Genomic DNA, 14,703 nt, shown 5'->3' on the forward strand with positions numbered 1-14,703 from the left:
CACTCCAAACGGAAAAATAGTCCTGAGTAGCTCAGCCGGTTAGAGCATCTGACTGTTAATCAGAGGGTCGCTGGTTCGAGCCCAGCCTCAGGAGCCACAAAATCAATGATTTATCCCCACTCTGGCGAGTGGGGATTTTTTTTTCTCGCACAATTTTTGAAAAATTCACATTTCGTATGGTTATCAAATACTATGCTTTCCGTCGGGCATGGTGGCCTAAATAATAACTATATTTCGCCGCGTTGTAACGCTGCTGCCGCATGATTGGCCGCACGGGCAGTTAGTGCCATAAACGTTAACGAAGGATTTTGTGTACCGGTTGAAGTCATACAGGCACCATCTGTGACATATACGTTCTTGCAGGTATGTAGCTGGTTCCACTTATTGAGCATTGATGTTTTAGGGTCTTTACCCATTCTTACCCCGCCGATTTCATGAATATCAAGTCCTGGATTTTGCCCACTGTCGGCGGTAATAATGTTTTTGCACCCCGCTTTATCCAACATTTCTGCGCCTTGTATTAAAAAATCTTTTAATAATCGCGCATCGTTGTCATCATAGCCAACTGAAATTCGCAATAACTGTATGCCCCATTTATCTTTGAGATTGCTGCTCAATTGCACCATATTGTTAACCTTAGGAATGGTTTCGCCTTGCATCATCATAAAAACGTTCCACGGCCCCGGCTCACTTATTGCCTCTTTAAACCCTGCCCCCACTGTTGGTCTATCCGTATTATGTCCCCAAGCAGCACGGGTAGCCGTATAAAAAACCATATAACCCCTTAAAAAATCTGTTTCTTGCTTGTACAAATTTCGAAAATTTGGCATCATCACTGCGGTTGGCCTACGTCCGTAATAATACTTATCCATGGGGCCGTCAAAACTTGCCGTCATCGAACCCCTATAATTATGAAATGCAATATATTTACCCAACAGGCCGTGGTCATTCCCCAATCCGTCAGGAAAACGCTTAGAAGTAGAATTGAGTAAAATAAGGTTAGTATTCAACGTAGATGCATTCACGAAGATAATCTTAGAAAAATATTCCACAGCCTTGTTAGTATGAGCATCAATTACGCGAACACCTATTGCTCTTTGCTTGCTTTCGTCATAAATGATGGAATGAACAATGGAATCTGGCCGGAGCGTTAATTTTCCTGTTTTACTGGCCCAAGGTATGGTTGATGAATTAGAGCTAAAATAGCCTCCAAACGGGCAACCCCGCTCACATAGGCTACGTGCCTGACATTGTCCTCTGCCTTGTTGTAAATGAATTTCTTTAGGTTGTGTCAGATGAGCACATCTACCTATAATCACATTCCGGTCGCTGTAATTAGACATTATCCGTTTTTGTATCTCTTTCTCAACCACATTCATGGTCCAGGCTGGCAGAAACTCGCCATCAGGCAGTGTTTCGAGGCCATCATGATTCCCGCTTATACCAACAAAGTGCTCAACATGGCTGTACCAGGGAGCAATATCTTCATAACGGATCGGCCAATCAACAGCAAACCCATCCCGGGCTGGACCTTCAAAATCGAATTTGCTCCAGCGCTGTGTTTGGCGCGCCCATAATAATGATTTGCCACCTACCTGGTAACCCCGTATCCAATCAAATGGTTTATCTTGCACATAGGGATGTTCTGCATCTTTAACAAAAAAATGCTCACTTGCTTCGCTGAAAGCATAACAACGCTCTGCAATAGGGTTACTTTCTTTTATCTGAAGTGGCAAACGTCCGCGATGCGGAAAATCCCAGGGGTTCATGGTTGCAGTAGGGTAATCTTTGATATGTACTACGTCTTTACCTCTTTCCAGCAGAAGGGTCTTGAGGCCCTGCTCACAAAGTTCTTTAGCAGCCCATCCGCCACTGATGCCCGAACCGATGACAATTGCATCAAAAGTGTTATTCTGAAGTTCATTAAAATTTACGTTCGCCATGGTGACTTAAGTTTGTCAATGCAAGATAATAACGGAATGCATAAAATGGAACACCGTTTTTACCGATGTAGATTTGCGCTGCCTCCTGTTTCCTATTTTACTTTATCCTTCTAAACGTTAAAGCAAATGAATTTGGCTTTCTATGCCGCCTGCAGTTTATGCCTGGTTAATGTGTTTAACATCAATTATTTGGGTGCTATTAATCATTCTTTAATGCCAGCTCTTTAAATACTTTTGAAGGTATCAAATACAAAGGTTATGATTAACAGGAATAACCCGGGCCCTTCTGCCGGCGGCCGGCGTCCGCTGGAAACGGAGATTCCGCTTTCTGAAAAAGATGAGCAGGCCCGTTGTATGGAACGCATGCGAAAATTGCAAAGCGAAGCGCTTAAACTATGGCACGAATTAAAAGAGAAACGTAAATGAAAAAAATACTCGTACTCACCGATTTTACAGCCAATGCCTCGCACGCGGCGGCGGCGGCGCTTCGTATTGCCGCCAAGCTGGATGCTGGCATCTGTTTATACCATACCTTGCCTTATATTCCGTTGATACCCGGCGATAGCGGCGGCCCGTATGTGGCCGAAACGGAAAAGATGCTCTTTGAGGATAGTAAAGAACGCCTGATCCAGGAGGCTGACAAATTAAGAGAGGTTTCGGTAATGGTAATGGGCCATTGCCTGTACATTGAAGAAAGAAGCGGTGAGGGCAGCCTTGGCGGCGTCATCGGGAACCTTACCGAAGAACCGGACATTGAAATGGTGATTATGGGAGGCAGATCCGGCGGTGCACTGGAACATCTGATCACTGGCAGCAACACCGCTGCTGTTATCCGGAAGGCCCGGAAACCGGTGCTTGTCATCCCCATGAATGCAATTGTAAACGTGCCGGGAAAGGTTGTTTTTGCCACCGATTTTGGAACATCTGATATACCGGCAGTAAGCTTTCTGCATAATCTGGCAGTGCGGCTGGGTTTCTACCTGGATATTGTTCATATCATCCCTCGTAATGAAGTAGTAACCGGGATCGGTGCCGAGGTTGCCTTTCGAAATTACCTGGTTCGCCATGAGCTCAGCTATAACCAGGTGCAGGAAACAGATGTACACAAGGGGTTACAGCATTACTGCGAGGAAAACAGTGCCAGCCTGTTAGCCATGTCTCATGGAGAACATTCTTTCATTGCCAGGATGTTCGGCCATAGCGAGTCCCGGGCGATGATCGCTGATCAGCGATTGGCGGTGCTGGTTTTCCCACCCGGTTTTAAATAAGCGGGGCGGCATGATGATGGATTTACACCGCTTATTTTAAATAACTGACGAAAAGGCGCTTTTATTAAAAAATGAATAAAAACAAGTAATGACGAATATCGGCTATGAAAAGGTTAGTAAAGATAAGAAGAGCCGACGGGAAAATTAATCCGTATCCCTTCCTGATCCTGGTAGCGGTGGTCATGATTATCCTATTTACGGTGTTCCGTTTTATTTTTCGGAACCAGGTTTTTTAACAGGTATACCTGGCCGACAAAGCCGGACGATAACGGCGACGGGCCGTAAAATCTTTATAGCCACCATTCCCTTTTAAGCAGCAGGAAAATAAAAACAAGGCCGAACCAGGCAGGAAAAAGAACAGAGATCAGGAACATGTCCTGTTGCGCAATGCGCACCTTTATTAGTGATATATTTTTTTCCAGGACATTGCCAGTTTAACTTGACGGGACGGGTTACATCACTCAAAAATTTCCGGGAAAAAGCCGTCACCCGGAGGCGGGAAATCATAAGGCGATATTTCCTGTGGCCTTTCTTCGGGTTGAGCATATGGGGCCTCCGCCGGAGTGGGTGGTGGTGTGGGCTCAACCGGAGGTTTTACTTCGGGTTGTGGTTGTACGGCGGGCGCTTCTGTGGGCAGCGGCTTATCCCCATTTCTTTTGATGGTCATCGTCTGGATCTTTACAAGTAAAGTAATTGAATTTAAGGCGTTCAATGGGTGATTAGTATCATTATTCCAATTGATATTGATCACCAATAATGAAGCATTTGGCCAATTTTTGGTTATATAATTCAGCGATATGCAATTGCGGCGTTTGCTATGGCCAAAAAGTTCGCCTAAATCAGGAAAGTACGCCAACCAGGTGCTCAATATCGCCCATGGTATTGTATACCGACGGCGATACCCGGAACCGGTTTTCATAAAGCTGTATGTTAATACCCGCCGCCGCCAGTTTTTGGTGCAGCTTTTTTTCAGCCCCTTGCAGGGCAAAGCTTACTATCGGCGATGTTGATTCAGTTGGCGTCATGGGTTGGTAGCCCAGCTTAGGCAATTCCTGTTGCAGTTTATCAAGCAGGGGCTGACGGTACTTTTGTATGTTATCCACGTCGGTTTGCAGCAGGTAGTTTAAGGAGTATATAAGCGCCGGCACGGCGGCATTGCCCAGGGTGCCCACTTCAAAATAATTGCGGGTTTTGTCGCCCTGCACAAATTCAAACGGGGCGTTCCCGGCAGCATCAAAAGGAAAAACATGCGATTGCATATCTTTTAGCTGGCGGTAGCCAAACTGGCTGCGTTTAATTAACGGTAGTCTGTCTTTCCGTACATATAAAAAACCTGCGCCAAAATCGCCCATTAGCCATTTGTAGGTGGCGCACGCACAAAAATCAACACCAATGGCATGCACATCTATAGGCACCGCGCCTACTGCCTGTATAATATCCGCGTACACCAGGGCTCCCTTTGCATGGGCTATATCACATAGTGCTTTCAAATCGTGCTGGAAACCATTAATCATCGATACCAGCGAAACGGCTACCAGTTTTGTGCCCGATGTTATGGCGGCATCCATATCGGCCAGTTCAATTTTATTGTTTTTGGGCATAACCATTTTTACATCTGCACCCTGCCTGGCCATTTCCGAGTATAAGTACAACGAACCATCAAAATGGTAGGCATCGGTAACTATCCTGGCAGCTGTTCCCGGTAAGCCAAGGCCATTTACCACCAGGTTTTCGCCCGCCATGGTACTGGGCACCCATGAAATCTCGTCGGCATCGGCATTTATCAGGCGGGCAAATAAGGTGCGGGCGGTGTTTCTGTCCTGGTCAATTGTATCTGCCGCTTTTCCGTTAGCCATCCTGAAATCAAGGTAACTTTTGATGTTTTTAGCGCTGCCAATGCTCATAGGATGGGTATAGGCCGCGTTTAAAAATGTTCCTTTAATTGCAAACTGGTCCCTGGCGGGGAGTGGGTTGTCGTTTACTAACCCGGTGCCTGGCTCGTTAGCCTGGTTTTTGGCCAAACTGTTTAATAATCCCGGTGCAAATGGTAGCACGCCCAACAGGGAAAGCAGGCTCCTGCGCGATGGGCTGTAATTATTGGGCATAGATTTTTTTTAAATTGATTGTTTTGCCTATGGTTAAAACCGGTATGCTATCGTGGTAGTCCATCTTAAAGCCATCAATCAGCCGGATGGTTTTAAAGTCGAGCGGTTTGCCTTTAATCAGGTAGGTTTGTATTTCGTTACGTACCTGCTTTTCGGGGATGAATTTTGATGCCGCGGCAATATAATCGTCCAAAGTTAAATTGGCGGCCGGGTTTGCGGCATGAATCTGCCGGTTTCTTTTAAATAAAGTCAGCAGGAAATCAATGATAGAAAGTTTGCCGGCCGAGGTCAGCCGGATTTGGTTATCAAAGTAAAAGGCATAAATGAAACCTCTTTTATAAGGCAGGGTCTGGTAGTTTTTATCAATCCAGAATTTGGCTGCGATGGAGTCATTTGGCGCGTTTTTTACCTGGCTGCTATAATGGTCGTACAAATTGTTTTTATTCACATAGCCCAAAAAGGCGGCCTTATCCTGTATGCCCGATTTTACCAGGTTAATCATTGTCACGTAATCATTAAACCCTTCGCCAAACCATTGGTTGTCAAATTCATCGTTGCCAATTTGCATGTTATTGCCAATCCATGAATGCGAGGTTTCATGGGCCAGCACCCGCTTTTTATCGTCGTCAAATTTTCCCGAATAGCGCATAACAAAGCCATGCTTCTGGCTGTACCCGGTAGCCCATGGCTTGTCAATTGATAAAAGCGGCAGCACGCTGATGTAATAGTAAGGCGCTTCGTTGTCCTTCCAAAAATCGCGCAGCCCCGGAAAATAGCGCTCAAAAAAGGGTTTAAGCTCGGCTTTTAAGTTGTTAATGGTATCACTTTTTGATGTAATGGAATAATAGGGGATGCCGTGTACTTTGTAGGTGTTAATAACCAGGTTGGCGCCCATCAGCATCAGTACATCCTGCTCCTGTTTAAGCGTAATGGTTTGTTTAACAGCCGGGCCGGCGCCGGCTGCAGTCGACATAAAATAAGGTAAACCTGCCGGAAATGTGTCCCATTGGATACTTGCCTCGCTGGCCGGATGCCCCACCGGATTTATCATAAAAAACTGGGGCACCAGGTATAATATATTGGGCGTTATCAGCGGGCGAAACAATTCATCAACTGTTGCCCGTTTGGGGTTGCCAACCAATTGGCCGTTAATGGTATAGCTTATTTTCGTTGGCCCCGCGCCGGTATGGTAAACCGTTATTTTCCTTTCGCGTGGTGTAAGCTTTATTTTGTCTTTAGTGTTGATATTTTGCAGTACGTTAAAAATCTCTTTTTGGCCGCCAAAATTGAGGTCGCCGTAAATAAATACGGTGCTATCTTTGTTTGCGGGCATATAGTCGAGGCTTACCTGCAGTATGGCCGATTTTCCGTCCCAGCCAAGATGATAGGCTAATGGCGGGGCTGTATTTTTATTTTGTGCTTTTGCAAAAAGGGAAATACTGCAAAGAAGATAAATTACCGGTAAAAATCGGGTCATGGGCTGTTTTGATATCAGGCTACAATATATAAAATTTGCACCGCATAAAAACCACCGGCCTTATTGGAGGAGTAGGGAGGAACCAGCCCGTCCTCATTGGCTGCCCATAAATTAGGCGCTTACAGATATAAAACCCGATATTGAACAATAAAAATAATACCATGGAAATAGCCCCGAATACAACGCTTTTTACCACTAAGCATTACCATAAAGCAAGTGTTCTTTTTGTTGCGATGAAACGGATGGTGTTAAGCTTAGCATTCCTGGCGCCTTTAATAGCACAATGCCAGCAAATACAACCTGATACCGTTGGCGGGTATAAGCAGGTTTGGGCCGATGAATTTAATAACGAGGGGGCGCCAAACCCTGCCAACTGGAAGTTTGAGCAGGGTTTTGTACGTAACCATGAAGACCAATGGTACCAGGCCGGCAATGCCAGCTGCCACAACGGGTTGTTGGTAATAGAAGCTAGAAAGGTGCACCTGCCCAACCCTGCGTATGTGCCTAACAGTACCGACTGGCAGACCAGCCGACCGTTTATTGAATATACATCGGCCTGTATGAATACCGGTGGCCTGCAAAGCTGGCAATATGGCCGGCTGATTATGCGCGGCCGGATAAATACCGATTTGGGCTTATGGCCGGCTTTCTGGACCTTAGGCCTTAACAAGCCCTGGCCATCAAATGGCGAAATTGACATTATGGAATTTTACCAGGATAAACTGTTGGCCAACATAGCTTGTGGCACCGATGTACCCTACCAGGCCAAATGGTACAGCAATATCAAAAAACTCGATGAATTTGAGCCCGGCTGGAACCAGCGCTTTCATACCTGGCGAATGGATTGGGACGAAACATCTATTAGCCTGTATGTTGATGACATATTACTTAACCATGTGGCCTTAAAAAACCTGGTTAACCAGGACGGCAGCAACTTTAATCCATTTAAACAACCGCATTACATCCTGCTAAACCTCGCCATTGGTGGCGATAACGGCGGCGAACCATCGGCAACCACTTTTCCAAAGCGGTTTGAGGTTGATTATGTGCGCGTGTATCAAAAATAAAAAGCCGGATAACCAGCTTTATCAATATACAAGACAGTTCATGATGGTTTCACCGTTTCAACACGTATTATTGTGTAAATAATTATAAAACCACAGTCTGCATTTTAATTGGGTTGATACATGGCTATCGGGGCCGCAATGGTTGCGATAGTTGGCACTTATTGCATGGGCAATAGGTTATGCCGGTGTGTACAAACCAAACGGGTGGTTTTATTTTTGACATTATTAACCTTAGTTAACTTATACCCCCTTCATGAAAAAGAGTTGCCTGTTCGCTGTTAAAAGTATTACGCTTGTTTTCGCCTTGTTTTTTTTCATTTATCCTGTTAATAATGCAGCCGCATTGGCCGTGCCGTTAAAGGCCAATCCCGCGGCCAGCGTTGATAACCTGCAGGTGGAATATACAGATAAGCCCATTGGTATTGATGTGGAAACGCCGCGCTTTAGCTGGCAAATGAAAGCGCCGGCAGGGGCAAGGGGCTATGTGCAGCTATCCTACCAGCTTGAAGTAAAAGATGGCGCAAAACCCGTTTGGAACAGCGGGAAGATAAACAGCAGCAAATCATCGGGTATTGAATATGCGGGCAAAAAGCTTAAAGCTGCCACCCGTTACAACTGGAAAGTTACCGTTTGGGACCAAACCGGTGCCATGTTAACCAATACATCCTGGTTTGAAACGGGTTTGATGGATCCCGACCCCAAATTATCGGCCTGGGATGGCGCCACCTGGATTGGCGGCGGCAACAACGATTTGGTTTTATACTCCAAATACCTGCCTGTTTTTAATATGAATTACAAACTGGCCATTGCGCCCGGCAGCACCCGTGCAAGCATCATTATGGGAGCCAATGATGCCCGGTTAATGGATAAAAACAAAAATATTTTCCAGGTTGAGAATAAAAAGGACGAGAGTTATTTTAAAATCGAGCTGGATATTTCAAAGCTGGGCAGCGCCGGTACAGGTAACGCTAAAATTAATATATACCGTAGCGGTTATACCGGCAATGATACCGCTACACGTGTACTTAAATCGTTTGATATTAAAACGAGTGTAATTAACGAAGGCAATAAAAACAAAGAGCACCGTTTTGCAATCAATAACGAAATGGGCACTTTAACCTTTAGCGTAGACGGCGACTATGATTTCCTGGTAGATAATGATAAAACCCCTGCCGCCGCCCAGCCTGTTTTTCCGCCGCGCGGGCCGCACAGGGCGGTAGTTACGCTTAATCCGCTGGGGGCGCGTGATGTAATCACGTACGGGTTGCTTTGTGATATTGGTTATGCTGTGGATGCCGGGCAGCAGGCTGCATTTTCGGGGCTGGAGGTATCCAACGCGCGCAAGCCCGGAAATACCTTGTTTAAAGAGGACTTGTCGGCACAAAATTATGCGGGTATTTATAAATCTTTCATCGGCAACGAAGGCATCAGTATAAAAAATGACCGCTTCCTGGTTTCAGGCGGTAGCCAGGGTGTTTTTGCGGTGGCCGATCCAAGCCACAACTCCATGCCCATGCTGCGTACCCAATTTGAAACAAACAGTAAAAAAATCACAAGCGCTCGTTTGTACATTACCGCTAGGGGTATATATGAAGTATACCTGAATGGCAAACGTGTAGGTAACGATTACTACAACCCCGGCCTAACCCAATACAACATTACCCACCTGTATCAAACGTATGACGTTACCACTATGGTAAACAACGGGCAAAACGCCATAGGCGCTATGCTGGGCGAAGGCTGGTGGAGCGGCCTGCTAAGCTACGGCACCATCTGGAACCACTTTGGCGACAGGCAATCGCTGCTGGCCAAACTGGTTATTAAATATGCCGATGGTTCAAAAAAAGTAATTACTACCAACGATAAGGATTGGAAATATTACAACAAAGGCCCCATAGTTTACAGCAGCCTGGATATGGGCGAGGTTTATGATGCATCATTAGAAGCCGGAATAAGCAACTGGAGCACCATCAATTATAATGATAATGCCTGGCAAAAAGCGGTTAAGGTATCGGTGGATGGTACCGCTTACTCGGGTGTATCCTATGATTATTTTGGTCATAAGGACGATCTTAATTACGATAAGCTATCGCTGATTGGGCAAATTGGCCAGCCCGCCGGCATTTACAAAACACTTACAGCCCAAAGTATGCAGGAAGTACGCAAAGGCGTGTATGTGTACAACATGGGGCAAAATATGGTGGGCGTGCCCAAAATCTATGTCAAAAATGGCAAGGCCGGTAAAAAGTTATTGTTGCGTTATGCCGAAGTTTTATACCCTGCCCTCAAAGAATCGGGCAAGAATGTGGGGATGATCATGACCGAGAATTACCGCGGGGCCCTGAGCCAGGATGTGTATACCATGAAGGATGGTGAGCAAACATTTCAGCCGCACTTTACATCGCACGGGTATCAATATATTGAAATTACCGGGGTTGATGAACCGCTGCCGTTAAGCGCCGTGCAGGGGTTAGCCATGAGCTCTATCCACAAGCTAACGGCCGATTATGTCACTTCAAACCCCAAGGTGAACAAGCTGTGGTCGAACCTCACCTGGTCAAATATCGATAACTTTTTAACCATCCCTACCGATTGCCCGCAGCGTAACGAGCGCATGGGCTGGTCGGGCGATATCAGCATTTTTTCGCGTACGGCTACCTACCTGTCAAACAGCGACCAGTTCTTAAGGCGGCACCTTTTTGCCCTGCGCGACCTGCAAATGTCCAATGGGAAATTTACCGATATTGCCCCCGTTGGCGGCGGTTTTGGCGGTGTGCTTTGGGGCAGCGCGGGTATCACTATCCCCTGGGAAGCATATCAGCAATATGAGGATGTAGCCTTGTTAAAAGAGCATTACCCGGCCATGGCCAGGTACATGAGCTTTATCGATTCCACCATCAGCAAAAAAACAGGCCTCAGTTCCGATTCGCAGTTAGGCGATTGGCTTGGCCCGCAAAACAACCAGCTGGGTACCGATTACCTGGTAACGGCATATCATATTTTCGACCTGGGTATTATGGTAAAGGTTGCCATCGCTTTAAACAAGCCCGACGACGCTGTTAAATACCAGGAAAGGTATCTTGAACGCAAAGCCTTTTTTAACAAAACCTTTATCAATGCCGATAAAAAAGCGATGGGACTTGTTGGTCGTGGCGCGTTTGACCCGCCGGGCACCAAACAGGAATTTAAAGTAGCCGATATACAAACCGCTTATGCTGTAGGTTTATCGTTAGGGGTTTTTAACGATGAGAATATTCCTTATATGGCCAAGAACCTGCAGGCAGTTGTAGAACGCGAAAACAAGGATGATGGCGGTATTACCCGCCCTAAATACTCCCTCATGACCGGCTTTATAGGCACCGCCTGGATCAGCAAATCGCTATCCGATTACGGCCACACCGACCTGGCCTACAAGGTGCTGCAAAACAACCATTACCCCTCATGGCTGTACGCCATTGACCAGGGTGCAACCACCATATGGGAACGCCTGAACGGCTACACGGTAGAAAACGGCTTTGGCGGCAACAATAGCATGAACTCCTTTAACCACTATTCCTTTGGCGCTATTGGCCAGTGGATGATGGCCTACTCGCTGGGCATCCAGCGCGGCGAAGTTGGTTTCAAAAACTTTATCCTGCAACCCGAACCCGACCCAACCGGCCAGATGACCTACGCCAAAGGCTACTATGACTCCCCTTACGGGAGGATTAGCAGCAGCTGGAAAACGGCAGGCAACACGCTTGTTTATACCGCAACGGTACCGGCAAATACCAAAGCTACTTTACACTTGCCCGCTCCGTCAGCTTCGGCGGTGACCGAAGCCGGCAAACCCGCGGCAAAAGCAAAAGGCATCAAATTTTTAAAGTATGCCGATGAGAAGGCTGTTTATGAACTGGCATCCGGTAGTTATGTGTTTAATGTGGGGAAATAGGGGAGGTAATAGGATGGTCTCTCTTCCTCCACGGTCTGTGTCCTCACCGCTGTTTCCAATATTTTCGGTTGGCGAGGGCGATTATATTTCGGGAAGATGCCTGCGGGGACATAGGCATCGGGGAAAAACTACAGCGTCAAATTACTGCCATCTAACGATAGATAGCTGAATAATCAGTATATTTGAGTAACAAAAAAGGGACAGAAATGGGTACTATCGAAGAATTAAAAGCGATCAGCGGTACGGTTGTAAGGCGTTTAAGAAGGCAAAAGCTGGATAACGGCAAGCCATTTTTAATATGGTCGAACAAGCTGCCTAAAAATCAAAGCTACCTGGAATATCCCGATCATTCCATTAAAATTGTTACTGTTGCCCCAAATTTAAAGTCATTTACCATTGTTGAAGAATTGACCATGGGCCAGGCGCAGATAATCCGCAAGGAGTTAAACCTGTTTTAATATGCCCGGCCTGTACATCATTACGGGTTCAAACGGGGCCGGAAAATCAACGGTCGGGCCAGGCTATCTTCCGGAAGAGATTTTAAAACATCATACCGTTTTTGACGGTGACCTACTTTATACAAGGAAGCTTAATGAACTGTTTCCGGCAGTTACAAGGTCGGCAAAATATGCACGAAAGGATGCGTTGGAGTATGTAGTAGACTTGTTTGAAGAGCAGACCAACCAGGCATTGGCCAACCACCACAACTATGTTTATGAAGGCCATTTTACCAATGACGCCACCTGGGAAAAACCGAAGGCCTTCAAAGATGCAGGTTACCGGGTACACCTGATTTTTTTTGGATTGGAAAATCCAGAACTATCACAGTTTCGCGTTACGGAAAGGGTAACAGAAGGTGGCCACTATGTTGATCCACAGACCTTGAACAATAATTTCTACGGAAACCTCGAAAAATTGAATATTTATCACCCGATGATCGATGACCTGACCATCGTGGATACTTCCGAAATTAACCATCGGATCTTGTTCAAGTCCGTTATGCAACAAATTGAATTTCATGTTGAAAGGGAGGAATTACCGACCTGGTTTATTGACCACTTGCCAGCTATTGTGCAGTTGTTTTCCTAATTACTTTAGCCTAAAAATAACAGCTGGGGTAGTCAGAGACTACAGGCATAGTGGATCGAAGTCTGGAGACTTCGAACAGCGGAACTCTATGGACAGCGGGGTAATGATTTCACTATTGAAGTCTTCGATAAACTGTATTTCAAATTCCGATACTATTTCTTTGCAAAAGTCATCAACGTTTAAAAAAAATCTATAATTTTATCTCAGAGCATAGAACGTTGGTGTTTGTTAATAAGTTTATTGCCAATTATTTATGAGATAAAATTATACCCTTTGCTCTCTTTTTATATACTTTTCTTATCCCCAACTCACGTTAAAATAATGAAAACAAAACTAATGCTGGTTGCGCAAGTTGTATTAAGTATTATACTGGCAACACACATTACGGCTTCTGCACAAACAATTGCCAAACATCGCCTGATTGTAATTACAGACATCGGAAACGAGCCTGATGATTTTATGTCGATGGTCCGGTTGATGCTATACACAAATCAAATCGACATCGAAGGGCTCATCGCTTCAACATCCATTCATCAATCAAAAAAGGTTAGCCCGCAACTCATTGAAAAAGTTATTCGTAGTTATGAGAAGGTGCAACCTAATCTTCTAAAACATGAACCCGGATTTCCAACAGCGCAAAAATTATTAAGCCTGGTAAAAAAAGGCATCCCGGTTTATGGGATGGAAGGTGTAGGAAAAGGCAAAGATTCGGAAGGGTCGGACTGGGTGATCAAAATGCTTGAAAAGAATGACAGCCGCCCTTTATGGGTGACTGTTTGGGGCGGCCCGAATGTACTGGCGCAGGCACTCTGGAAAATCAGGGAGACTAAAAGCGAAGGGGAAGCAAAAAGGTTGATAAGCAAGCTCAGGGTATACACCATTTCGGACCAGGATAATTCGGGGCCATGGATACGCAGGAATTTCCCCGGCCTGTTCTACATCGCAAGCCCGGGAAATTATTATGCGGCTACATGGTCGGCCATCTTGAGGGTATTTCCGGGCGCCAACAACGAAGTTGTGAGCAATGATTGGCTTATGCGAAATATCCAGCAGGGACATGGGCCGCTGGGGGCAATTTATCCGGATGTGTCTTTTGGCATGGAGGGCGATACCCCATCCTGGCTCTCGCTGATTCCCAATGGACTGAACAACCCGGAGCATCCAAACTGGGGAGGTTGGGGCGGACGTTATGAATTTTACAAACCGCCCTTTGACCCCAAGCTGAAATGGATTGTTCCGCTGGAAGAAGAGACGAGACCATTTTGGACAAATGCCGAAGACGAATATACACCCTGGGTGCAGGGCAAATGGGGGCGTGCCATTGTAAAAGACACAGGCACATACAAAGACAACCATGTAACGATTTGGAGATGGAGAGAAGAAATCCAGCATGATTTTGCGGCAAGAATGGCCTGGTGCAATACGGATTATAAAGCTGCCAATCACCCACCGGTTGCCAAACTCCATATGCCCGAACAGCTCACGGTAAAATCCGGCGAGACCTTTAGTCTTGACGGCAGTGCATCCTATGACCCTGATGGAGATGCCCTGAGTTTTCACTGGTTTCAATACCGGGAAGCGGGAACGTTGCATGATACAATAGCGGTTACTCCGGCAGAAAACATGTCTGTCATTCCGGAACTAAAAGCGCCGGAGGTAAGTAGTATTCAAACTACTCACTTCATCCTGAAAGTTACCGATAAAGGAACGCCCCGGCTAACCCGGTATAAAAGAGTAATTGTAACCATTCTTCCAAAGCAATGAACGATAACAACAGGACATTTTTTACAGCCAATAACAGTTAAAAAGCCGAGGGCGAAAAA

The 14,703-nt window shown here is 45.9% G+C and carries 12 protein-coding genes and 1 tRNA gene; 9 read left to right on the top strand and 4 right to left on the bottom strand.

What is annotated here, in order from left to right; all coding sequences use genetic code 11:
* Positions 1–20: 20 nt before the first annotated feature.
* Positions 21–97 (top strand) — tRNA-Asn (locus BMX56_RS06430).
* A gap of 130 nt (positions 98–227) precedes the next feature.
* Here the strand turns inward: BMX56_RS06430 and BMX56_RS06435 are convergent.
* The gene (locus BMX56_RS06435; protein ID WP_090642626.1) at positions 228–1,943 is read right to left on the bottom strand and encodes a GMC oxidoreductase; all 1,716 of its coding nucleotides are present in this window, start codon (positions 1,941–1,943) and stop codon (positions 228–230) included.
* 258 nt (positions 1,944–2,201) lie between these two features.
* On the opposite strand from BMX56_RS06435, the gene BMX56_RS30075 reads away from it, so the two are divergent.
* The 3 genes from BMX56_RS30075 to BMX56_RS30470 all read left to right on the top strand — a co-directional run bounded on the left by BMX56_RS30075 (position 2,202) and on the right by BMX56_RS30470 (position 3,447).
* Complete coding sequence (locus BMX56_RS30075; RefSeq protein ID WP_177183734.1) at positions 2,202–2,369, top strand: hypothetical protein; 168 nt, start codon at positions 2,202–2,204, stop codon at positions 2,367–2,369.
* Complete coding sequence (locus BMX56_RS06440; RefSeq protein ID WP_090642629.1) at positions 2,366–3,211, top strand: universal stress protein; 846 nt, start codon at positions 2,366–2,368, stop codon at positions 3,209–3,211. Before BMX56_RS30075 ends, BMX56_RS06440 begins: the two co-directional genes overlap by 4 nt.
* A 104-nt stretch (positions 3,212–3,315) precedes the next feature.
* Complete coding sequence (locus BMX56_RS30470) at positions 3,316–3,447, top strand: hypothetical protein (RefSeq protein ID WP_255369787.1); 132 nt, start codon at positions 3,316–3,318, stop codon at positions 3,445–3,447.
* 221 nt (positions 3,448–3,668) lie between these two features.
* Here BMX56_RS30470 and BMX56_RS06445 read toward each other — a convergent pair whose 3' ends face one another.
* From BMX56_RS06445 to BMX56_RS06455, 3 genes are read right to left on the bottom strand one after another with little or no spacing between them, the layout of a single operon-like run.
* The gene (locus BMX56_RS06445) at positions 3,669–4,130 is read right to left on the bottom strand and encodes a hypothetical protein (RefSeq protein ID WP_143065377.1); all 462 of its coding nucleotides are present in this window, start codon (positions 4,128–4,130) and stop codon (positions 3,669–3,671) included.
* A complete protein-coding gene (locus tag BMX56_RS06450; RefSeq protein ID WP_090642634.1) occupies positions 4,051–5,316 on the bottom strand; it encodes an aminotransferase class V-fold PLP-dependent enzyme in 1,266 nt (421 codons plus the stop codon). Before BMX56_RS06450 ends, BMX56_RS06445 begins: the two co-directional genes overlap by 80 nt.
* Positions 5,306–6,793 (bottom strand): M1 family aminopeptidase, encoded by a 1,488-nt coding sequence (locus BMX56_RS06455; RefSeq protein WP_090642637.1) that lies wholly within the window; start codon positions 6,791–6,793, stop codon positions 5,306–5,308. Before BMX56_RS06455 ends, BMX56_RS06450 begins: the two co-directional genes overlap by 11 nt.
* A 161-nt stretch (positions 6,794–6,954) precedes the next feature.
* On the opposite strand from BMX56_RS06455, the gene BMX56_RS06460 reads away from it, so the two are divergent.
* The 5 genes from BMX56_RS06460 (at position 6,955) to BMX56_RS06480 (ending at position 14,644) form a co-directional block, all read left to right on the top strand.
* Entirely contained in the window at positions 6,955–7,860 is a 906-nt protein-coding gene (locus BMX56_RS06460; RefSeq protein WP_255369788.1) for a glycoside hydrolase family 16 protein, read from the top strand.
* Between the two features lie 253 nt (positions 7,861–8,113).
* Entirely contained in the window at positions 8,114–11,791 is a 3,678-nt protein-coding gene (locus tag BMX56_RS06465; RefSeq protein ID WP_090642640.1) for an alpha-L-rhamnosidase, read from the top strand.
* Positions 11,792–11,973: 182 nt separating this feature from the next.
* Positions 11,974–12,249: a hypothetical protein gene (locus BMX56_RS06470; RefSeq protein WP_143065378.1), complete on the top strand. Its 276-nt coding sequence runs from the start codon at positions 11,974–11,976 to the stop codon at positions 12,247–12,249.
* Position 12,250: 1 nt separating this feature from the next.
* Positions 12,251–12,880, top strand: a complete 630-nt coding sequence (locus BMX56_RS06475) for a zeta toxin family protein (RefSeq protein ID WP_090642646.1) — start codon at positions 12,251–12,253, stop codon at positions 12,878–12,880.
* Between the two features lie 321 nt (positions 12,881–13,201).
* Complete coding sequence (locus BMX56_RS06480; RefSeq protein WP_090642649.1) at positions 13,202–14,644, top strand: DUF1593 domain-containing protein; 1,443 nt, start codon at positions 13,202–13,204, stop codon at positions 14,642–14,644.
* Positions 14,645–14,703 lie beyond the last annotated feature (59 nt).

Origin of the sequence: Mucilaginibacter sp. OK283, assembly GCF_900110415.1 — a bacterium.
Taxonomy (GTDB): Bacteria; Bacteroidota; Bacteroidia; order Sphingobacteriales; family Sphingobacteriaceae; genus Mucilaginibacter.